Genomic DNA, 20,592 nt, shown 5'->3' on the forward strand with positions numbered 1-20,592 from the left:
AACTCGTTTCCCCAATATGACGAGCAAAGGAAAGAGAAAGTCCATACCGAAGTCGAGCGGGGATTATATCAGGTGTTCAAAAATTATATATCTTGAAAAACGGGGGCTGCTGCGGTATAATCAAACCGTTAGCGGCCCCCTTCCATAATGAAAGGGGTTTGTTCAATATGATTGACGCCATATACACCCGGCAGTCTGTAGACCGGGCAGACAGCATTTCCATTGAGAGCCAGATGGAGTTCTGTCAATATGAAACGAGGGGCGGCGAGTACAGATACTATAGTGACAGGGGCTTTTCTGGCAAGAACACCGACAGGCCGGATTTCCAGCGGATGATGAATGACATTAAGAACGGGGAAATCAAGCGCGTCATTGTGTACAAGCTGGATAGAATTAGCCGCTCTATCCTGGACTTTACCTCAATGATGGAAGAGTTCCACAAGTACGGTGTGGAGTTTGTGTCCACCACCGAGAAGTTTGACACATCTTCCCCCATGGGGCGGGCTATGCTGAATATCTGCATCGTCTTTGCGCAGCTTGAGCGTGAAACTATCCAAAAGAGAGTGGCCGATGCTTATGCTTCCCGCTCAAAACACGGATTCTTTATGGGCGGTCCTGTTCCCTATGGATATTCCATTGAGCCCTATGTTATTGATGGGATAAAAACCTCCCGATATGTAATTTCCCCGGAAGAGGCTGAAGTCGTTAGAGTTATCTACCAGATGTATGCTCAGCCGCAGGTTTCTTTTGGAGACATCATGAGGTATCTTGGCGACAATAAGATTCGCACCCGGCGGGGTAAAGGATGGAACAGGACAAGGATTGCCGAGATAGTCAAAAACCCGATATACCTCCAGGCAGACTTGGACATTTACGAATTCTATAAAGGTCAAGGTACTCTCATAGTCAATGACCCTTCCGACTTTATCGGGACCAATGGATGCTATCTTTATGAAACCCAGGAGACCAAGCGCAAAACTCTGTCGCTGGAAGGGCAAACGCTGGTGCTTGCTCCACACGAGGGAATCATTCCGTCCGACATATGGCTGGCGGCTCGTAAGAAATGCCTCAACAATAGAAATGTTGGCATACCCACAAAGGTTAAGAACTCTTGGCTGCTTGGTAAAGCTAAGTGTGGAAAATGTGGTCATGCCCTAAGTATCCGATATTCCAAAAAGAATGGCGTGCGCTACTTTATGTGCGGGTATCACCTTAACGCCAGAGGATGTGACGGGTTTGGTACTCTACGCGCACCAGAGCTTGAAAAATTCGTATTGGATGCCATACGGGAAAGACTGAAATCTTTTGAAACACTTACTTCTTCCACAGAGTCAAGAGTGAGTCCAAAATTGAATGGGCTTCGGGTCAAAGAGCACCAGTTGAGCGAAGAAATGAACACGCTTCTGGAGAAGGTCATCCAGGCAGATGGTGCACTTATGTCTCTCATAAATCAGAGAGCGTCCGACTTGGATGCACAGCTCAAAGAAGTGCAAAAAGAGATACGTGAAATTACCACTGCCACGCCAGCCACAGATGTCAAGACACTTACAGGATATTTTTCAAAGTGGGACGAACTTTCGATTGATGATAAAAGAAGCGTGGTTGACCTGCTGATTGCTCAAGTCAAGGCCACGAAAGACAGTGTCGAGATTGTGTGGAAGATTTGAGTACTTCATAGTGATTGTAGTGCTTTGCCGTTTGTTAGCAGTTTTTTCTGAGCCATCTGTCAGCCCCCCTTTCTCAGCACACCACAATACCACACCTTGCCTCGAAAGTCCACTGACATTTTTCTTACTTTTTCTCCTCCTCTGAAAAATCTCTTCTTTGTTTATGCGGCGCAATTTTTGAGCGCCCAACAAAGCCCTTCCAACTCCCCTTTAGGGGCAGGGGGAGAGCCGGGTTTCCCGGCTCCTGCGGACGGCGTATAGCCGGACGCTATGCTTGCCCCTGCCCCAAGGGCAGGTTTTCTGCGCCCTTCGTCCTTTCATCTCTGGAAAAAGTCGTAAAATCCTGGGTTCTGCCCCTCTCTAAAAACCCCTCACAAATCGCCACAAACGCCCCGCAACGGCGTCCTGGGCTGGCTGTTGCTAAACTTTAGCCGTTGCCACAATTGCCCGACGCGGCCCTCACAGGGGTTACAAAAGCTTATCTCGATAATTGGCACTCGTTGTGGTACTCGATTGCCCCTTGAATGGGCAGAATCGTGAAAATCAGATTGCCATTTCGAACATGCCCGCCCGCTGATTCGTACTTGGTAGGCTCCGTAATAATGAGCGCCTTGTACTCCATCTCCCGCACATATTTCTGCACCGTGTTGCGGCTCATGCCAACTGCCTCACCTATAGTTTTATAGCTTGGCCAGCACTGATGTGATTTCCTGTCCTCGCAGTACATGAGATAGGCGTAGACAGCCAGTTCACCTGTTGACAATCCCAAACTGAAAATAGCGTTAGGCAGAGGAAAGAAATTCTTTGCGCCGCAACTCTGTGCTCTTAGAAAATTATTCATGGTGCCCCCCTCCTGCCTGTTCCTCAACCCATGCGAGGAATTTTTCCTTTGGAACCACCAACCGTGACCCGATTTTCACCACCGGAAAGTCCTTGCGATGCAGTAGTTGATAGGTTTCTCCCGCTGAAATTTCCAGCACCTGAGCCACTGTCTTTGCGTTCAAAAACAGCGGCAGCAATTTAGATAAATTTCTCGAAACAAAAAAGAGTAAGGAGTCCCTCAGTTCTTTGTGAACTTTCTTCAGTTGCTTTGAGACTGCCATCTTGGATACGCCTCTCGGATCGCTCCGATCTTCTCCAAGGACAGCCCCTCGCGATAGCATAGCTGGATCAATTCCCGCTTAGCCTCTGCTTGCTCCCGCTTTCCATCCTGCTCCAGAAATTCCGCGGCCTCCTTTGGCACTGAGATCGGCTCACCTTCGGACATTATGACCATCGGGCTCCTTTCCGTTTGGGAAAGGCCACACAGCGCTGAGCGCCAAATACTTTGGACGTTCATGATCTCCCGCATCCCGTTCTGATTTTGTGTCCAATGCGTGCCATGAAAGTCAGAGGCCACACGAGTGCAACTTCACCAAAACTGCGTGTTTTTAGCTTTCATTATATTTATTTTAATACTTCCAAATTTAAATTGCAATATTCGGATTAGAATTGTCGAAAAGGCTTTTCTTCGCTTATGCAGTATATATTCTTTGTGCCCGCTAAACTAACTGTCAGAAGAACGCACTTTTATCCTATACGCCCCCGGCGATACTCCATACCGCTCTCTGAACACTCTATAGAACGACTTCTCGCTTTGAAATCCCGATTCCCTTGAAACCATGGTGACGGGCATATCTGTGCTTTTTAGCAGCTTTTCGGCTCTTCTGAGGCGCATATTTACTACGTAGCTGTGGAAGGACACTCCGGTTTCCTTTTTGAATTGGTGTGAGAGATAAGTTCTGTTGAAGCAGAGCTCCTCGGCGCAACTGTCGAGGCTGATGTCCTCCAGATAGTGCGCGGACAGGTATGCTAGGGTCTCGCGCAGCATTCCTGTTTCCTCACCTGCCGCCATGTTGCGCTTCGGAAGGCTTCTGTGCGCATAAAGGGCCATGTCCAAAAGCGCCGCAAGGCACATCTCCCGCCACCCGACCTGCCTTTCCATATACTCCTGCCATATTTTATAGGCGCAGCCCCATATTTTTTCTATGTCAGCGGTGCTCCAGCTGTCACTGAAGCCCTCTATTCTGTTGAAAGCCTCGGCTAGCTCTCTGTTGTTTAGCCGCTCGTCGCGCAAGAGAGAAAGCGAAAAGTTTATAGCAAGCCTTTTTGCCTTTCTGTTTCCGGGGAGTATGGAGTGGCTCTCCTTGGAGCTTATTATCAATATCTTTCCGGGGCCAAGAGTGACATCGCCGCTCCTTATGCCAACGGTGGTTTCACCCTCCAGGCCCAGCAGTATCTCTACCGCCTCGTGCCAATGATATAGGAAGGCTTTTGAGCCGTCCATCACAGCCATATCAATGGGAAATTTTTCGTCAATTTTTCTCGGCTCATAGTTGGATGCTCCGCACCCCAACGGGAGCTTCGGCATATAAATCACCTCGCTCAAGATACAATTAGCCTGACGGTTTGCGCCGTCAGGCTTTCTTCATTGTATTGCCTTTAGAAAACTATCTGTCTGCCCTCTTTTGCCGACTGATAGACCGCGTCCAGAATCTTTGTGACCACAAAAGCCTGCTCGGGCTTTACAACCAGCTCGCCCTTGCCTTCAATCGCGTCGAGCCACACCTTGCACTCGATATCGCCCGGCTTCACGGCTTTTCCCGGGAAGAGGTCTACGCCGCCCGCAGAGGTATTTACCTCGCTCTGCACCTGCTTGTTTCCCATAATCTGGTTTAAGTACAGCTTATGGTCGTTGGCACCGCCCACGCCGGTGAGTTCAGCGCCGGCCTTGGTTCCGCAGAGATACGCGGCTGCGCAGCGCTCCTCGGTTGAGTTGAGTATCCAGGTGGCGTCTATTGTTATCAAGGAGCCGTCTTTCATGGTGACAAAGGCAAAGGCCGCATCCTCTACCTCATATGTGGCAGGATCCCAGGCGCCCATGGGGTTGCCCTGCATATTCTTCGGCAGGGTCGGCCCCAGCTTAGCGAAGGTCACGCCGGTCACTGCCGCGGGCTCGTAGTTGTTCATAAACCATAGAGTCAAATCCAGGGAATGGGTGCCGATGTCAATAAGTGGGCCTCCCCCCTGCTTGGACTTGTCTGTGAAAACGCCCCAGGTGGGTACACCGCGGCGGCGCAGGGCATGTGCCTGGGCATAATATATCTCGCCCAAGGCCCCCTCCTCGCAGAGGGTCTTCAGGGTCTGACTGTCCGCGCGGTAGCGGTTCTGATAGCCTATTGTAAAGAGCTTGCCACTCTTTTTATAGGCGTCCATCATGCGCTGGGCGTCAAATACGTTCGCGGCCATGGGCTTCTCGCACAGCACGTGCTTGCCTGCCTCCAGCGCCGCCACGGATATCTCACAGTGGGCCACATTCGGCGTCAGAACGTAGACTATCTCCACATCGGGGTTATTCACAAGGTCGTGATAATCGGTGTATACCTTGGCGTCCGGCTCCCCCACCTCCGAAACGGCCTTTTCGGCCCTCTCGGGGATGATGTCGCAGAGGGCTATTACCTCCACCCTGTCCTTCGCATTGTTCAGTGCGGGAAAGTGCTTCTGATGGGCAATGCCTCCGCAGCCCACAATACCTATCTTATGCTTCATAGTATATCATGTCCTTTCAAAATCATTTTATATTATACTTAATATTTTATTTATTTGCAAGCCACTCGTCCAGCTGCTTCTGCTTTTCGTCCAGAACCTTCTGCAGACCAGCCTCATACAGCGCGTCGTTGAACTCCTGAATGGCGGCGTCCAAGTCCGGCAGAGTGCCAAAGCCCACGGTCTTCTGATACTTGTCGTACACGGTCTGAAGCGTAGCCATCTCTGTAGCCACTGGCATGGAGTTGAACGCAAAGCCAAAGGCCGCGGACTCCTTCAAGGTGGCGTGCCAAGTCTCATACTGCTCCCACAGATCCTTGGGGGCTCCGGCCCAGAGAGTGCCGTTGAACTGGTTCGGATAGGAGAAGCCCTTGTCGTTGTGATAGCCAACAGTGGCCGCGGTGACTCCCTCGGGATAATCGGCCTGACCGTCGTCATTCAGCACCCAGTCCGTTCCGGGCACGCCCCAGTTGATAAGGTCTGTAAACTCTCCGCTCTTATAAGTCCAATCCAGGAACTGAGCCGCCTTCTCCGGGTCTTCAGAGGAATTGGCAATGCTCCATAGGCGGGTATTAACATTATAGCTGGTCTTCGGGGCGTCTATGAGCTGTATCATCTCTACGTCATAGCCGGTCTGCGACTTTTTCTCGGTCTCAACGCCGGGCTTCCAGCTCTGGAAATAGGAGAAGCAGTTGCCGCCCTTCATTTTCACGTCGCCGCCGTCTGTGTTCACGGCAATGTCTTTGGAGCTATAGCCCTTATTATACCACTCCATTGCGGCCTCGCAGAGCCGGCGGTACATATCGGTCTCGAACCAGTTTACAACGGTTGTGCTCTCAGGGGTCTCAAGGACGCCAAAGGAGCTGGACAGGTTGTCCACAAAGCAGAAGGCGCAGGAGGCAGGCACTGCCGTACCGTCGAAGCAAATCATGTCGGGGTATTTTTCCTTTACCTTTGCGTACATCTCTGTAATCTGATCCAGAACGCCCATATTGGGGAGCGTGTAGTCAAAGTCCTCCTTCTTGAATCCCAGCTCGTCGAAAATGTCCTTGCGCACTACCATTGCACCGGGAGTGGCCCGCTCGGCCATGGAGCCGAAGCCCGCTAGAAAATCGCCGATATAGCAGGCCTGGATGTCGTCGCCAAGAGCCGCCTTCGCGTTTTCCATTTTGTCCAGATACGGGGTGCAGTCTAAAATGTACTGGGACTCAATAAAGGTGCCGACCTCTGAGGCGCGGCTGATAAATACGTCCATCGGCTCGCCTGCCGCTAACATCATGGGAATCTGCTGATGATAGGTGCCCTGAGTCAGCGCCTGCAAATCCACCTTCATATTCAGCTCCTTCATGGCGAGCTCATTGACAGCGTCTGAAAGAGCGCCCATATTTGGGCTTTCTTTTGCGATATAGTAGGCGAAGTGCACGGTGTAGGGCTCCTCGTCTGTAGTCTTGTCTCCGGTGTCGCTGCTCTGGGTCTCGGATGATTCCGCGGCACTGCTTTCCGGCGTGGAGCTGCTTTCCTTCTTGGATTCGCCCTTGTCTGCGCAGCCCACAAAGCAAGTGGCTAAAAGCGCGAGAGTCAGTATCAGGCATAAAATTTTCTTGCTCATTTGAGAGTTCCTCCTGTTTTTTCAAAAATAAAAATGATTTTCGTCTGACCATATTTTATCCGCTCTGCCTATCACCTCCTTTCTATCCATCCCTATAGTCCACTGAGGCCGTGCGCCTAAATTCTATGGGAGATACTCCATAGAATTTTCTGAACACCCGGTAAAAGGTTTTCTCGTTTTGAAATCCTGACTTATCGACCACTGACGCTATCGGCTCTGAGGTATACAGCAGAAGCCACTCCGCCTTTGAGAGCCGAAGCTTTAGAAGCGCCGTATGGAACGGCTCGCCAATCTCTTTCTTAAATAGATGCGAAAAATATGACCGGCCAAAATTCATGCTGTCTGCACAGCTTCCCAGGGTGATTGGCTCTAAATAGTGCTCGGACATATACCGGAGTATCTCGGCTCCCTTGTTCCCAATCTGCCTGTAGTCTGATTTAAGGCAGTCGGGGAAGGCTCTAATCAGCAGCGCCTGCATTTTCAGAAGCGTGGATAATATGGCCGTCATGTATCCGCATTTCTTCTGCGTATACTCCTCATAAATTTCCAGTATATAAATCCTCATTTTCTCTTTCAGCTCTGTCGGCCAATCAGAGCTGTGCTTTAATGGCAGATTAAATCCAAAACGCTCTGCGGCCGACGGCAGGGGCAGTATTTCTGGGTCAAAGAGCATAGAATAGTAGCTTATCGGACGTGTGACTGAATTGAAATTGTGGTTTTCGCAGCAGCCCACAACAATGATGTCGTCCTCTTTCATTTGGTATACCTTGTCCTCTGCCTGAACGGCAAAGCTGCCGTCCACACAGTATACTATTTCAACACATGGGTGCCAATGAGTTACAAAGGGTATGACCCGGTGTGTTGCGTAGGCCATCATAAAGCTGTCTCTCTCAACCCGCAGCGGCGACTTCATTATCCCTTTACCGCGCCCAACATAATGCCGCTTGCAAAGTATTTTTGCAGGAACGGGAACACCATGAGAATTGGCAGCACGGCCACGAAGGAAATTGCCATGCGGATTGAGACCTGAGGAATCGCAAGCACGTCAGTACCCGAAGCGGAACCGGCGTTGGCATTGAGCGCCTGGATGTCCAGTATCATCCTGTTTAGCAGTGCCTGGATGCTCAGCATCTCGGACTTATTGATGTAATAGAGGCCGTTTGTCCAATCGTTCCAGTAATGAAGGCCGGTGAAGAGTCCTACGGTAACAATAATCGGCTTGCCAAGGGGAAGCACCATCTTCCAGTATATCTTCATATAGCTTGCACCGTCTATTTTGGCCGCCTCGTAGATGTCCTCTGGGATTGAGCTTTTGAAATATGTGCGGGCGAGAATTATGTTGAACGCACCCAAGAGCAGATTTGGAAAGATGTAGGCCCAAATTGTGTTTTTTATATGGAAATTGTTTGTCCACATGATATACGAGGGGACAAGCCCGCCGTTGAAGAGCATGGTGAAAAGCACATAAAAGTTGAAGAACCTCTTGCCCGGCAGTTCCTTTAGTGAAAGCGGGTAAGCTAGCATAGTGACAAGCACAATGCTGCCTGTGGTGCCAATCAGGGTGGCTAAGATAGTGATGCCGTATGCCCTGAAGATAGTCATATAGTTTTGCAGGATATAGCGATAGGCGTATAGGCTGAATTTCTCCGGGAAGAAGGAGTAGCCGTTTGTAATAAGTATGTTCTCGTCTGTAATTGACGACATGAACAGGAGCACCAGCGGCAGTATCATTACCAGCGCCACCAGGATAAGTATAATGTTTATCACTATCTGATAGGCTCTGCGGCCATTGGACATAATCACAGAAAATCCCCCTTTGGTTTTAGAATATCGCGTTCTCGGAGCTTATGCGCCGGACGACAAGGTTTGAGACCATTACCAGCACAAAGCCCACCACGGACTGGATAATGCCCGCCGCCGCGCTGCGGCCTATTCCTCCGGCAGCCATCAGCGCCCGGTAAACATAGGTGTCAATAGTATTTGTCACATTATAAATCGCGCCGGAGTTTTGGGGCACCTGATAGAAGAGCCCGAAGTCGGAGTAGAAAATCTTTCCGATATGAAGGATAAGGAGAGTCACGATAGAGGGAATGAGGCAGGGCAGCGTAATTCTGGTAATCTGCTGCCATTTGCTCGCTCCGTCCAACTCGGCGGCCTCATAGAAGGCCTTGTCAATTCCCGCTATGCCGGCAATGTAGATAAGCGTTCCATAGCCCACGCCCTTCCAGCAGTTGGTCACTATCAGGATGACGGGCCATGGCCCCTCCTCAAGATACCACTGGACAGGCTCCTTGCCGAAGAGCGGGAGCAGCGAGTTGTTCAGCATACCGTTCTCATGGCTTAAAAGCGCGAAGACAATATAGCTGACAACCACAATGGAAATAAGGTACGGGAGCAGTATAGAGCTTTGATACAGCTTTTGCAGCCCCTTATTCGTCACGTCTGTGATAAATATGGCAAGTGTGACCCCTATCACCATGTTGATAATAATAAACGCCACGTTATAGAGCAGAGTGTTGCGGATTATTATAGCGGCGTCGCTGGTGGAAAAGAGATACTCGAAATTCTCGAATCCGTTCCATGGACTTCTGAATATCCCGTCATTCACGTTGTACTTTTTGAATGCCACGACAATTCCAGCCATTGGGATGTAATTGTTGATAAACAGATACGCAAGCCCCGGCAGCATCATCAGATAAAGCGGCAAAAACTGAACCCATTTTTGTACTCGACCCACTCTCTTCAAAGTGTTTCCCTCCAGTCACAGATTTGATTTCTTGATGGATATTGCATAGCCACTCGGCTAAATTTTAAAATATTTTAGCATATTTTCCTATGCAATGATACCTCAAACCGTCGGGAAAACATCTCAAAATGTTGGGTTTTTGTTCTATAGGCGTACTATTTCCATTTTTTATCGCCGTATTTATCCCTAAATCAAACATTTTGAGAGTTTTAGATGACGTTTTGATGTGTATATTTTTGCTATGTTTTGTTAATATGAATAAAACTCTTCATTTGAAAGGAATGGGTATATGAACAGAACACAAAAAACGGCAGAGCCCAAGCCTAAGCTCTGGAACCGCAATTTTGTCCTGGCCATGCTGGTCTCATTTATTGTGGCAATGGCAAACGGCATGTTTAACCCAGTGCTGCCGGTCTATGCGGAGGGCTTTGGGATAGGCACCGACCTTATTGGGGCTATTGTCGCGGTGGCGACCTTTTTCTCCATGATTGCACGCGCGGTCGTGGGATGGCTGTCTGACAGCAAAAGCAAGAAAAGGCTTGTGGGCATATCGCTGATATGCATGATGGCGGCATATGCCCTGTATCTGCCCGCTAAAGGCCTTTGGCTGATTGCCGCGGCGCGAATTATGCAGGGCATTGGACACGGCGCGCTTATTACCGTTTTGAGCACTCTTGCCATCGAGTACCTGCCGCCGGAGCGCATGGGCGAGGGCATTGGCATGTACAGTCTCGCAAGCTCTCTCGCCCAGTGTGTTGCGCCTGTGCTGGGGACATATTTTGCGAAACTGTCACAGTATAGGCTCGCCTTTATTTTGGCTCTTGTTACTATTGTGGGTGCTTTTGCGGCTTTACAGCTTATTAAGGACGCGCCGGTCTCCCTGCCTGTTAATGCGGAGGAGCCTGTTGACAGCGCTCAAGACGGGAATCCCGTAATGAGATTCTTGAAAAAATTCATCTATAAAGATGCTCTGCTGGGAGCCATGCTTCTGCTGTTTATGGGAATCCTGCACAGCGCTATTTCAAACTATCTCGCGATTTACGGCTTTAAGCAAAACCTGACACAGATAGGGCTGTTTTTCACTGTAAACTCAGTTGTGCTTATCCTCTTCCGGCCTGTTCTGGGCAGATTTGCGGACAAAACTCACCCCAGCTTTCTCATAATCCCCGGACTGATATTGATGGGCCTGGTTTTTGTTATGCTAGGAAACCTCACGTCTCCTTGGCAGATATATATTGGCGGCGCGCTTTACGGCATAGGCTTTGGCGCTGTCATGTCAATGAGTCAGATGATATCCGTAAAATCTGCGCCGCCGGAAAAAAGGGGCGTGGCAAACGGAACCTATTACGTTTTGGGAGATATAGGACTTTCCCTTGGGGCCTATGTTTCCGGCCTTTTGGCAAAGGAGACTGGCTATGGGGGCATGTACCTTGTTATGGCCGGAGTTACAGCTCTTACTATCGTTTTTTATCTTGTGTTCTCAAAAAAGCAGGGAATTTCATTCCCGCAGAACCCAACAAAATGAGAGCTTTATCCATCCGTATGGGATTGTCAACTATTTCAGGCGTTATATAATTTTAATATAGAGCCCGCAACAAACAAAGGAGGTTTTACTGAAATGATTAAAGTAGGGTTAATTCTGTATTCTGTACGCGAGGAAATGGCAAAAGACCCCATTGCCACTGTGGAAAAGGTTGGGGAGCTGGGCTACAAAAACATTGAAGTATGCAACCATAACGCAATCAAGGACTCTGGGTGCGGCTTCAATGTTCCCGCCGAGACGCTGAAATCCACCTTTGACAAGTTTGGCTCCAAGGTTGTGAGCGCCCATATTTTCCCCATGGAAAAGGCCAATCTGCCGGAAGTCATTGAATACAACCAGGTGCTGGGCAACCACAATATCGTATGTCCCAATGGGCGGTTTACTACATACGATGACCTGATGTATCAGTGCGAGCGCTTTAATAAGACCGGCAAAATCTGCAAAGAGGCCGGCATGACCTATCTGTACCACAACCACTATCATGAGTTCTATACCATCAACGGAAAAACAGTTATGGATCTGATGATGGAGAATACCGACCCGGATTATCTCTCTCTGGAGCTGGACACCTTCTGGGTAATGCGCGCCGGACTGAATCCTGTGGAGCAGCTCAAGCATTTCGGCAGGCGCGTTAAGCTGCTGCACCAGAAGGATTTCGCCTGGGACAGCATGGAGCCTCTCAACATGCGCGGCCTTACCCCCGAGGAGTGCACCATGCCCGCGGAGGGCGCGGGTACCGACGGCAACAGCTTCTACGCAAGAACCGGCGGCCATGCTGAGCCTGACGAGGCCGCAAAAAAAGCCCGTCGCATCCGCAGCACCGCATTTACGGAAATTGGCATGGGCATTATGCATATTCAGGATATTATTGACGCCGCCAACACGTATACAGACGCCGAGTATATAATTCTTGAGCAGGACGCCACCAGGCTGGAAAGTCAGCTGGTAAGCATTGAGAAGAGCATGGTGGCGTTCAAAAAGTACACTGGAATAAGCTGGGATAATTAAAAAACACGTATTCTTAGCCGAATCATCCAAACTGAAGGGCTTCTCCCCTTTTGGGGCGGCAGCCCTTTAGTATTCATCTCAGGAGGAAAAGTATGGAAAAAATATTGAATATTGGAATCGTCGGATGCGGAGGAATGGGAAGCGGGCACGCGATTGCCCTTCAAAGCGGCACCGGCAACGCCCTTTGGAAGGTAAAAACGGACGATGTGCCTAAATTTCCGGGAGCTCTTACTACGGATATTTCAAAACATTTGCGACTGAGAGGCATTTTCGATATAAAGCCCGAGCGCAGGCAGTGGGCGCAAGAGCGCAAAATTCCTGTCTATGAGAGCTATGACGCCATGCTCGCCGACCCGGATATAGACGCTGTTTTGGTAGCCACTCCGAACCATCTTCACAAGGAGCAATCCATCGCGGCAATGCGCGCCGGAAAGCATGTTCTCTGCGAAAAGCCTGTTATGATAACCAGCGAAGACCTGGAAGAGGTCATGCAAGTATCCAGGGAGACGGGCAGGGTGTTCTATCCCAGGCAGAACAGAGAATGGGACGAAGATTATCTTATTATCAAAAAGATATACGACGATAAGCTTGTTGGTAACGTATTTAACATCAAGAGCCGCCTTACAGGCTCCCGGGGCATTCCCGGCGATTGGCGTGGGATAAAAGAGTATGGCGGCGGAATGATGCTGGACTGGGGAGTGCATCTGATTGACCGCATTTTGCAGATGATTCCGGAAAAGGTCATAAAGCTGTTTTGCAGCTGTACCTATATTACTAACAAAGAATGTGAGGACGGCTTTCAGTTGCACATGACATTCGAGAGCGGGCTCACCGTTGATATTGAAGTTGGCACCTGCCACTTTATAAGCGAACCAATGTGGTGCATTTACGGCGACCGGGGCTCCGCAGTAATACATAATTTTCAGCTGGACGGCAAAATGATTCGCCTGACCTCCTGGGAGGACAAGGACGCCGAGCCAATTGCCGCCGGAGCCGGGCTGACAAAGACTATGGCCCCTCGCTCCGTGGGCGAGTCTGTGGAGGAGCGGCCTCTCCCCCGCTTTGACTTTGATAGGAATACTCTCTATAGGAATTTTGCGGAGGTCTGCATGGGTACCGCGAAACAGATCGTGACTCAGGAGCACGCGCTGCGTGTTTTGCGATTGATGGAGGCTTGTTTTCGGTCGAATGAGAGTGGTGAGGCCGTTTTGTTTGAAGGGTAATTGCAAAAAAGCGGAAGGGCACTTTGGGGTGGCCTTCCGTCTGTAGTAAGTATTCTGGTGTGATTGTCCATTTCACAGAAAAATGTGTTTAGCGCGGCATATTCTCAAAAAATATCCAGTGCCATTGGGCAGGCGTTTTTGATCGGCTGAAAATGCTGAAAACAGTTATAGTAATTAAGGGCGATTTTTCTTTGGTTTGTAGTGCAAATTTTAACTGTTGTGGCGATCGGTTGGGGCCTGAGATTTTTGAAAATCATCAATAAGGTATCAAAATCTTTCGAGGCGTGCATTTCAGAAAAACTTGTGGCTCAACAGCACGGAAAACAGGCGGCTATATGCTCGCTAATGCTTTTCCCACATCCACTCCAAAACCGCGTGCCGAGGGTTCGAATCCTTCTGCCCCTGCCACAGATATGGCCCGGAATTCCTTGGAATCCCGGGCTTTTCTCGTGTTTTGAGGTGGTGGGATGCGGTCTGGATTGCCGCCCCCAGGGGCGTGTATTTTGCTGTTTTTTCGTATCTGGTCGTATCCGTTTCTAACCTTTCCGTCTGGCACATCATCAATAAATCATCAAAATTTCGGGGCTTGTTCGGTGGCATCGGCCTGCTCTGGCTAAAAATTGAACCCGTCTGTGATTCCTTGCAGCCGGGTGGTGTCTTTTTTGACGTAGTACATCTCGGTGATCTGTGATGTGCTGTGGCCCAGGAGGTCTGCCACCTGACGAGGCGAGAGTGCCATGAGGGTTCCGTCTGGCTGGCGGATGCCGTTCACCAGCGAACTTCCAAAAGTGTGTCTGAGACTATGGAGACCCTTCTGCTCTATCCCCGCTGCCCTGAGAATTCTGTAGTACCTCTTGCGGAAGTTGACCGGGCGGGTGTAGTCGCCCTTCTCGTCGCTCACGAGGGGCGCTGTGGGGCCGAAGTCGCGTTCCTGGCGTAACTCCCTTACCGCCTCGACTGCGGCCCCATTCAGGGGCACACGGCGCTTACTGGTGGCCGTTTTTGTCTTGCCTACCTTTACCTCTCTGCCGGGTGTGTACTCTACCCCATCCCTCCTGCACACCTCTTTCACGTTCTGGCGTACCTCCAGGAACTTATGCTCCAGGTCGATGTCGCTGTTGAGCAAGCCCAGCAGTTCACCTGTCCTTAGTCCTGTGTTCAACATGAGGCTGTAAGCCGCTGGCTGCTGGTACTTGGGCCTGCCGTTGCTGAATTTGCTGAATGCCTCAATTTTGAATTTCTCAATTTCTTCCGGCGTGAACACCGTGACGGTTTCTTGCGTGGGTAAGTCCTCTTTGTTTTGCGCCGCCATGAAGTTAGATTTCTTTATCATGGGAACGCTGTTCATGGGATTCTTTGCGAGGATTTCCTGCTGGGTCAGATAACGGAAATACTCGTTGAGGACGATGTAAACTTTCTTTACGGTGGTGTAAGCATACCCCTCCACCGTCCAGTGGTTCAGCACTTCCTTGAGGTCGGCGGCGGTGATGTCGCCCACTACTTTCTCTCCAAGCAAAGGAAAAATCTGGTGTTCTACCGTACATTCACAGCGGTCGTAAGTAGTGCGCTCCACTGAGGGAAATTTGAACACCTGGAGCCAGTGGGTCATGCTCTCCTTGAGTGTTCTGCGGGACTCGTCCGACTCCTGCAAGGCATCATTGAAAGCAGCAACGTAGTCTGTCATCTTCTTGGTGACTTCTGCCTTGGTAGTACCGGAGAACGATTTGCGCTTGCGCTCCCCTTTCTCGTCCATATACCAAACTGTGCCGTCCCAGCGGTCGTCGGTTCTCTTAAAGGCTTTGCCATTACATTCACTATGAAGTTGTCTGAAAATATCAAAAAAGCTGAAAAGGGCCGCTAACACCCGCTTCCACACTATCCCCAAAAAAGGAGTTTGCCCACCCGGGCAGGCTCCTCCTTTGCATCTCCCGATGCCAGGCGTTCCTTAGAAAAATCCCACCCCCTTACGGGCGCAAAGGAGGAACGCCATGTTCTACCAGAAAGTAAACAAACGCAGCCGGGCAGCCATGACCGGCTTCCTGGCCCGCCACTACCGCTACAACACCATGAACTCATTGAACTGCTTCACGTCCTACGCCAACAATGTCAAAATCCAAAACCTGGATATCCCCGGCGAGCTGCAAGACCTGGCCTATGACGTGGCTAGCGGCGAGGTTGAGGCCCCCGATTGGGACATATTCTTTGCCCGTACTGTCTCGGACTTTTACCAGCGCACCGGCTACCATATCGGCTTCAACGGCCGCAGCAGCGGCTACCTGGTGCTGTACGAGGCCCAGGCAAACGAGGACGGCACTTACTCACTTTATCCCGGCCGCTCCATCGACATGTACGAGGACTTTGCCGGCTGGGATATGCAGGACCTGCGCGGCCGGGTGGAGCTGGTCCAGGATTTTGACAAGACCTGCGACCGGCTGCGGGAGGGCTTCATTTTCATGTTAGAGCACTATGCCCCTGGCGAGTACACGGAAGTCAAGAGGATACCCCACCGCGTTATGGAACCCACCGGCAAGAGCCTGCTGGCCTGATGGAAGGAGGAAAACCTTTGCAACCTACCCCACAGATTATCGTCCGCAACTTCGAGCAGTGTGAGCATATACTCTGCACGGAGACCGGAACCCTGGACAATTTAAACCTGTCCAGCATTATCACGCGTCTTATCCAAGACGTGGGCCGCTTCTGTGAGCGCTTCGCCAGCGATTTCATTATCAGCTGGGATATGGTTCGCAAGCAGCTGGAACCCCGTCCTGTCACAGAGCCTTACTATACCGTGGAGATTTTCGGCATCCGCCGCGCTGGCGTGGACCACAATAACTTCTTCCTGTCCCACTTGAGAAACGACAGCCGGGGCGGATACTTCTGCTGTGAGAATGTCTACCGAAAGGTGCTGGCGCTGGGCATTGAAATCCTGCCCGCCGAGTCTCCAGAGAGGTGCCCCCGCGTGACCTGCACACTAAAGGACCTGACGGACGAGCTTTGGCGTCTTGAGCCCGGCGGCCTGGAGGAAAATGCAGCCTGATACAGCCAAAGCCCTTGCAAATCCCTGAAAAAAAGAATATACTAATAGTAAAGAAGGTGATACCCATGGCAATCAAGCCGTTCCATGAGCTGACGCTGGCGGACGACTTTATGTTCGGGGAGGTCATGCGCCGCCCGGAGAACGCAAAGCCCTTTTTAGAGGCCCTGCTGGGCAAGAAGATTGGCAGCATCACGGCGGTAGACAAGCAGAAAGAGCTGACAGACGGCGCGGCCCTTCACGGCGTGCGTCTGGACGTGTGCCTGGAGGACGAGAGCCGCACCCAGTATGACGTGGAGATGCAGACCGGGGCCAGCTATGGCCTGGAAAAGCGCATCCGCTATTACCAGAGCAGCATTGACCGCAGGACCCTGAAATCAGCGGAAAGCTACCGGGAGCTGCGTCAGAGCTTTGTTATCTTTATCTGCACGGACGATTACTACAAGCGCGGGCTGGCGGTATACAGGCGCAGGTCCGTGATAGAAGGCGCGGAGGATATTGCCTACGACGACGGCTCCCATGCCTACATCCTCAACGCCAGCTTCACAGAGGGCAACAGCAGCGCTGAGGTGCTGGACTTTCTGCGCTACATTGACGCGGGCTACAGAGGCAGGCCGCTGGACGTTCGCTCGGGCTATGTGGCCCAGATAGAGCAGGCGGTGGAGGCTGTGAAAACCGATGAAGAAATGGAGGGGACTTATATGACGCTGGCTATGAAATTGCAGGATATGAAGTGGGAAGGCCGGCAGGAGGGGGAAGAAAGCAAACTGTTTGCCAACCTCAAGGCTCTAATGGAGAACCTTGATATTCCAGCGGACAAGGCAATGGATTTGCTTAATGTCCCAGCCAGTGACCGGCCAAAGTACCGGAAGATGCTGGACGAGTAACAAGCACAGCAGAAAAGTGATGGGAGGCAGGTCAACTGGACCTGCCTCCTGTTTTATTTGCCCAGGGCAGGACAGTCGCAGGGACGACAACCGTGCGACCATGGTGCGACAGGTTGTGGGACATGGAAACATATTGCCAGGAAAGGAAAGCTGAAAGTTTGTCGCACTGTCTCACCTATTTTTGAAAACTTTTAAAGGTAAGGAAAAATAGGTAGTGTATAGTATTGGAAAAAAGTTTTTTGACAGGCTACGACGGTGCGACAATGCGACAGCCAATCCGCATATCATGGCTCTGGTGTTATCATCCTCCCCTTTGTCCAAAGCCGCATCGTCCCGATGCCAGGAGCCGCCATGCCGTAATTTCACCTGAAAGGAGTGACCTGCCATGAGCCGCATATCCCTTGATACCCGCCTACAGACCCTGGAGGAAACGGGTTGCAGTGACCCTACCGTACTGCCTAAAATCCTCCAAAGCTGGGGCAGCGCCCCGGCCTACGGCTTCTTCCCGGAGGGGAAACAGTGGGAGCAGATGCAGCGGATTCTCAGCCTGGACCCAGACGATGGGGCAGTCATCACCTACCGGCAAATGTCCCGGGCCATACAGGAGCTGTGTGAGGCCCCGTTCCCTGGCGGCAGCGGCTCGGGTATGTTCGTGGACGCCATCGCGCTGCTGGGCCGCGCCTTTGCCGACTGCCGGCCTGCGTCTGCCCCAGCCAGTAACCAGCGCCTCCCCCTGTCCGAGCGCCTGAAAGCACCCGACAGCCATCTCAAGAGGCGCATACTCGCCCTGCGCACCCAGGCCATGGCCCTGGCCGTGGAGGGGATGACCGGCGGCAAGCCTATGGATTTCTCCCGCTTCATCCATGAAAATATTGCCGTTCATTATGTGCCGGAGGACGAGGGGAAAATCCAAACCGGCGAGGCGCTGCACCTGGCCGGGGAACTGGAAGCCGCTGCGGTCGCCTGCATCCGCCACTACCTGCTGGTCCTGCCATTCACCATGATATAAGGAGGTTTTTGCTATGAATCCATTTTACACCATGCCCAATATTCTGACCGAAACCAGCGAGGGCGCCACAGCCCACAGCTTGCAGGATGAACTGTTCAAAGAGCGGGAAATCGAACTTGTCGGCGAAATCACCCAGGAGTCGGCCTATTCCATCATTTTGCAGCTGAGATACTTACAGAAGTCTGACTCTGCGGCCCCCATCACGGTCTATATCAACAGCCCGGGCGGCGAGGTTGCCAGCGGGCTGGCGCTCTATGACGTGATGCGGGCTGTCAAGTGCCCCGTCCGCACCGTCTGCGTGGGTACTGCCGCCAGCATGGCCGCTATCCTGTTTGCCAGCGGCACAGAGCGGGGGATTTTACCCCACGGGAAAATCATGATTCACGACCCGCTGACTACAGGTATAAATGGCAGCGCCCTAACCATCGACAGCTTGAGCAGGAACCTGATGGAGACCCGGCAAATCACAGCCGGGATTCTGGCGAAGCACACCGGGCGCCCTCTGGATGAGATTTTCGCCTGTACCGCAAAAGATACCTATTTCAACGCCCAGGAGGCTGTCGGCTTCGGCCTGGCTGACTACATCGTGGAAGAAATGTGAGGTGGAAACCATGAGCTATAGAATCCTGTCCCAAGACTGCCTCGCAGACAATAACTCCCACGCCACGGGGCTGAACAACAACGACCTGATTGTCGGCCCCAGCGGAGCGGGCAAGACCCGGGGGTACGTGCTGCCCAACATCCTGCAATGCAGCGAGAGCTTTATCGTGGCTGACACCAAGAACAGCCTGCGGGCCGAGACCGAGGCCGTACTTCGTCAAAATGGCTATAAGGTGCTCTCCCTTGACCTTTGCGGAGGCCCGTCCAGCGGCTACAACCCCCTGGACTACATCCGTCTGGACCCCAAGACCAACCGCCACAACGAACAGGACATTATGGCTGTCTCCGCCGCCCTTATCCCCATCGAGACGCCCCGGGACCCGTTCTGGGAGTTTTCCGCCCGGATTTACCTGGAGAGCATCATTGGCTATGTGCTGGAGAGCCTGCCGGAAGAGGAGCACACCATGGACTCCGTGGTACGCCTCTCCCGGGAGATTGGCACGGGCAGGCTCTCGAAGCTGATGGACGAGCTTGCCGTCCTGGACCCGGACTCCTTCGCCGCGCGCCGCTACTCTATTTGCCGGGACGGCGAAAAGGCCGACCGTACCAACGCCTGCGTGCTCATGTTCCTGGCGGAAAAGCTGGCCCCGCTGGACTATGCGGGGGCCAGGGCCATGTTCCACAACCCGGACAAAATCGGCCTTGCCCGGCTGGGCCGGGAAAAGACCGCCGTGTTTCTCGGCGTCAGCGATACCGACCGCTCCATGGACCGGCTGGCAAACCTGTTTTACACCCAGGCCCTGCACGTCCTCTGCGATGAAGCGGACCACAATCCCGCCCACCGTCTGAACGTCCCGGTACGCTTCATCCTGGACGACTTTGCCGCCAACGCCCGCATCCCGGACTTTGACAAGATACTGTCCGTTGTCCGTTCCCGAGATATCTCCGCCAGCGTGATTTTGCAGAGCATTTCCCAGCTGGAGAGTATGTACGGCCACGCGGCGGCTATGACCATCATCAACAACTGCGACCATTGCCTGTACCTGGGCGGACAGGACGTGGAGACCGCCCGGTACATGGGCCTCAAGGCCAACCGCAGCACCGGCACGATGCTGTCTATGCCCCTGGACAGCGCGTGGCTGTTCGCCCGGGGAGAGCAGCCGAGGCTCACCAGGAAATTCGACCTATACAGCCACCGGCGCTGTCATGAGCGCCGGGGCTACGAAAAAACTGACCAAGAGGAGGCAATTGCATGAGGACAAACGCAGGCTACACAATTACAGATTCAGTTCATGTCGGGGATGTGGAGTTCGTGCTGGGAGAGCAAGAAAACGGCAAGCAATTTGTTACCTGGGAGTGCAAAGCCGGGAACGATTACTGCTGGGGCCACTACTTTGACAGCATTACCGCCGTCAAGCTGGACCTGCTCGCCCGGGCCCGCCACGCGCTGGAGGGGAACACCCCCACGCTCAAGCCCTATTTCTTCTGCATGACAATCTGTGTCATGCGGACAGGCATCGCCATTGGGCGCAGGTGCGGGGTGGTCTTTGCGGATAGCCGGGAATCGGCTGAAAGCACCGCCTGGGAGCGTTTCGGCGGGAACAGTGCCTGCAAATTGTGGGTGGAGGAAGTGCCGGAAGATGGGTACAGCTACACCGCGTATAAATCCGAGATTATGTAG

21 protein-coding genes are annotated in these 20,592 nt (G+C 52.1%); 11 read left to right on the forward strand and 10 right to left on the reverse strand.

All coding sequences use genetic code 11. The features are described 5' to 3' along the window. Positions 1-158: 158 nt before the first annotated feature. Complete coding sequence (locus ADH66_RS10595; RefSeq protein WP_066542035.1) at positions 159-1,667, forward strand: recombinase family protein; 1,509 nt, start codon at positions 159-161, stop codon at positions 1,665-1,667. Positions 1,668-2,145: 478 nt separating this feature from the next. Here the strand turns inward: ADH66_RS10595 and ADH66_RS10600 are convergent, their stop codons facing one another. The 9 genes from ADH66_RS10600 to ADH66_RS10640 form a co-directional block, all read right to left on the reverse strand. Further along, on the reverse strand, positions 2,146-2,508 hold the full coding sequence (locus ADH66_RS10600) for a helix-turn-helix domain-containing protein (protein WP_066541047.1): 363 nt from the start codon (positions 2,506-2,508) through the stop codon (positions 2,146-2,148). Continuing rightward, entirely contained in the window at positions 2,501-2,770 is a 270-nt protein-coding gene (locus tag ADH66_RS10605) for a helix-turn-helix domain-containing protein (protein ID WP_084384545.1), read from the reverse strand. Before ADH66_RS10605 ends, ADH66_RS10600 begins: the two co-directional genes overlap by 8 nt. Next, positions 2,749-2,934, reverse strand: coding sequence for a hypothetical protein (locus tag ADH66_RS10610; protein ID WP_157130713.1), 186 nt, complete (start codon positions 2,932-2,934; stop codon positions 2,749-2,751). The genes ADH66_RS10605 and ADH66_RS10610 overlap by 22 nt, the downstream gene beginning before the upstream one ends. Before the next feature lie 279 nt (positions 2,935-3,213). After that, positions 3,214-4,086 (reverse strand): AraC family transcriptional regulator, encoded by an 873-nt coding sequence (locus tag ADH66_RS10615; RefSeq protein WP_236757243.1) that lies wholly within the window; start codon positions 4,084-4,086, stop codon positions 3,214-3,216. Positions 4,087-4,148: 62 nt separating this feature from the next. Beyond that, the gene (locus ADH66_RS10620; protein ID WP_066541041.1) at positions 4,149-5,255 is read right to left on the reverse strand and encodes a Gfo/Idh/MocA family protein; all 1,107 of its coding nucleotides are present in this window, start codon (positions 5,253-5,255) and stop codon (positions 4,149-4,151) included. A gap of 46 nt (positions 5,256-5,301) precedes the next feature. Further along, positions 5,302-6,861 carry an ABC transporter substrate-binding protein gene (locus ADH66_RS10625; RefSeq protein WP_066541038.1) on the reverse strand — a complete coding sequence of 520 codons (1,560 nt, stop codon included), beginning with the start codon at positions 6,859-6,861 and terminating at the stop codon, positions 5,302-5,304. Between the two features lie 82 nt (positions 6,862-6,943). Next, complete coding sequence (locus ADH66_RS10630; protein ID WP_162288749.1) at positions 6,944-7,738, reverse strand: AraC family transcriptional regulator; 795 nt, start codon at positions 7,736-7,738, stop codon at positions 6,944-6,946. A 35-nt stretch (positions 7,739-7,773) separates the two neighbouring features. Then, a complete protein-coding gene (locus ADH66_RS10635) occupies positions 7,774-8,658 on the reverse strand; it encodes a carbohydrate ABC transporter permease (protein WP_066542033.1) in 885 nt (294 codons plus the stop codon). 25 nt (positions 8,659-8,683) lie between these two features. Continuing rightward, complete coding sequence (locus ADH66_RS10640) at positions 8,684-9,598, reverse strand: ABC transporter permease (protein ID WP_407922926.1); 915 nt, start codon at positions 9,596-9,598, stop codon at positions 8,684-8,686. A 298-nt stretch (positions 9,599-9,896) separates the two neighbouring features. On the opposite strand from ADH66_RS10640, the gene ADH66_RS10645 reads away from it, so the two are divergent. The 3 genes from ADH66_RS10645 (at position 9,897) to ADH66_RS10655 (ending at position 13,381) form a co-directional block, all read left to right on the forward strand. Then, positions 9,897-11,132, forward strand: a complete 1,236-nt coding sequence (locus tag ADH66_RS10645) for an MFS transporter (RefSeq protein WP_066541033.1) — start codon at positions 9,897-9,899, stop codon at positions 11,130-11,132. A gap of 93 nt (positions 11,133-11,225) precedes the next feature. Further along, a complete protein-coding gene (locus tag ADH66_RS10650; protein WP_066541031.1) occupies positions 11,226-12,158 on the forward strand; it encodes a sugar phosphate isomerase/epimerase family protein in 933 nt (310 codons plus the stop codon). Positions 12,159-12,250: 92 nt separating this feature from the next. Continuing rightward, positions 12,251-13,381, forward strand: coding sequence for a Gfo/Idh/MocA family protein (locus ADH66_RS10655; RefSeq protein ID WP_066541029.1), 1,131 nt, complete (start codon positions 12,251-12,253; stop codon positions 13,379-13,381). Between the two features lie 613 nt (positions 13,382-13,994). On the opposite strand, the gene ADH66_RS10660 is transcribed toward ADH66_RS10655, so the two are convergent. After that, positions 13,995-15,134 carry a tyrosine-type recombinase/integrase gene (locus ADH66_RS10660; protein ID WP_157130712.1) on the reverse strand — a complete coding sequence of 380 codons (1,140 nt, stop codon included), beginning with the start codon at positions 15,132-15,134 and terminating at the stop codon, positions 13,995-13,997. 235 nt (positions 15,135-15,369) lie between these two features. On the opposite strand from ADH66_RS10660, the gene ADH66_RS10665 reads away from it, so the two are divergent. The 7 genes from ADH66_RS10665 (at position 15,370) to ADH66_RS10695 (ending at position 20,592) form a co-directional block, all read left to right on the forward strand. Next, positions 15,370-15,927, forward strand: coding sequence for a hypothetical protein (locus tag ADH66_RS10665; protein WP_066541023.1), 558 nt, complete (start codon positions 15,370-15,372; stop codon positions 15,925-15,927). 17 nt (positions 15,928-15,944) lie between these two features. Continuing rightward, on the forward strand, positions 15,945-16,418 hold the full coding sequence (locus tag ADH66_RS10670; RefSeq protein ID WP_066541021.1) for a hypothetical protein: 474 nt from the start codon (positions 15,945-15,947) through the stop codon (positions 16,416-16,418). 65 nt (positions 16,419-16,483) lie between these two features. Further along, positions 16,484-17,302, forward strand: coding sequence for an Rpn family recombination-promoting nuclease/putative transposase (locus ADH66_RS10675; protein WP_088364430.1), 819 nt, complete (start codon positions 16,484-16,486; stop codon positions 17,300-17,302). A gap of 385 nt (positions 17,303-17,687) precedes the next feature. Continuing rightward, a complete protein-coding gene (locus ADH66_RS10680) occupies positions 17,688-18,311 on the forward strand; it encodes a hypothetical protein (RefSeq protein ID WP_066541014.1) in 624 nt (207 codons plus the stop codon). 13 nt (positions 18,312-18,324) lie between these two features. After that, positions 18,325-18,912 carry a ClpP family protease gene (locus ADH66_RS10685; protein WP_066541011.1) on the forward strand — a complete coding sequence of 196 codons (588 nt, stop codon included), beginning with the start codon at positions 18,325-18,327 and terminating at the stop codon, positions 18,910-18,912. A gap of 10 nt (positions 18,913-18,922) precedes the next feature. After that, positions 18,923-20,167 carry a VirD4-like conjugal transfer protein, CD1115 family gene (locus tag ADH66_RS10690; protein ID WP_157767209.1) on the forward strand — a complete coding sequence of 415 codons (1,245 nt, stop codon included), beginning with the start codon at positions 18,923-18,925 and terminating at the stop codon, positions 20,165-20,167. Next, the gene (locus ADH66_RS10695; protein WP_066541004.1) at positions 20,164-20,592 is read left to right on the forward strand and encodes a hypothetical protein; all 429 of its coding nucleotides are present in this window, start codon (positions 20,164-20,166) and stop codon (positions 20,590-20,592) included. The genes ADH66_RS10690 and ADH66_RS10695 overlap by 4 nt, the downstream gene beginning before the upstream one ends.

The sequence above is a fragment of the Acutalibacter muris genome, from assembly GCF_002201475.1.
Lineage (GTDB): Bacteria > Bacillota > Clostridia > Oscillospirales > Acutalibacteraceae > Acutalibacter > Acutalibacter muris.

Bases quoted from the DNA above. Each gene is read 5' to 3' on its own strand.
- ADH66_RS10690 (WP_157767209.1), top strand. From the start codon at position 18,923: ATGAGCTATAGAATCCTGTCCCAAGACTGCCTCGCAGACAATAACTCC.
- ADH66_RS10655 (WP_066541029.1), top strand. From the start codon at position 12,251: ATGGAAAAAATATTGAATATTGGAATCGTCGGATGCGGAGGAATGGGA.
- ADH66_RS10625 (WP_066541038.1), bottom strand. From the start codon at position 6,861: ATGAGCAAGAAAATTTTATGCCTGATACTGACTCTCGCGCTTTTAGCC.
- ADH66_RS10635 (WP_066542033.1), bottom strand. From the start codon at position 8,658: ATGTCCAATGGCCGCAGAGCCTATCAGATAGTGATAAACATTATACTT.
- ADH66_RS10660 (WP_157130712.1), bottom strand. From the start codon at position 15,134: ATGGACGAGAAAGGGGAGCGCAAGCGCAAATCGTTCTCCGGTACTACC.
- ADH66_RS10645 (WP_066541033.1), top strand. From the start codon at position 9,897: ATGAACAGAACACAAAAAACGGCAGAGCCCAAGCCTAAGCTCTGGAAC.
- ADH66_RS10680 (WP_066541014.1), top strand. From the start codon at position 17,688: ATGAGCCGCATATCCCTTGATACCCGCCTACAGACCCTGGAGGAAACG.
- ADH66_RS10685 (WP_066541011.1), top strand. From the start codon at position 18,325: ATGAATCCATTTTACACCATGCCCAATATTCTGACCGAAACCAGCGAG.
- ADH66_RS10620 (WP_066541041.1), bottom strand. From the start codon at position 5,255: ATGAAGCATAAGATAGGTATTGTGGGCTGCGGAGGCATTGCCCATCAG.
- ADH66_RS10600 (WP_066541047.1), bottom strand. From the start codon at position 2,508: ATGAATAATTTTCTAAGAGCACAGAGTTGCGGCGCAAAGAATTTCTTT.
- ADH66_RS10610 (WP_157130713.1), bottom strand. From the start codon at position 2,934: ATGTCCGAAGGTGAGCCGATCTCAGTGCCAAAGGAGGCCGCGGAATTT.
- ADH66_RS10675 (WP_088364430.1), top strand. From the start codon at position 16,484: ATGGCAATCAAGCCGTTCCATGAGCTGACGCTGGCGGACGACTTTATG.
- ADH66_RS10650 (WP_066541031.1), top strand. From the start codon at position 11,226: ATGATTAAAGTAGGGTTAATTCTGTATTCTGTACGCGAGGAAATGGCA.
- ADH66_RS10630 (WP_162288749.1), bottom strand. From the start codon at position 7,738: ATGATGGCCTACGCAACACACCGGGTCATACCCTTTGTAACTCATTGG.
- ADH66_RS10605 (WP_084384545.1), bottom strand. From the start codon at position 2,770: ATGGCAGTCTCAAAGCAACTGAAGAAAGTTCACAAAGAACTGAGGGAC.
- ADH66_RS10665 (WP_066541023.1), top strand. From the start codon at position 15,370: ATGTTCTACCAGAAAGTAAACAAACGCAGCCGGGCAGCCATGACCGGC.
- ADH66_RS10695 (WP_066541004.1), top strand. From the start codon at position 20,164: ATGAGGACAAACGCAGGCTACACAATTACAGATTCAGTTCATGTCGGG.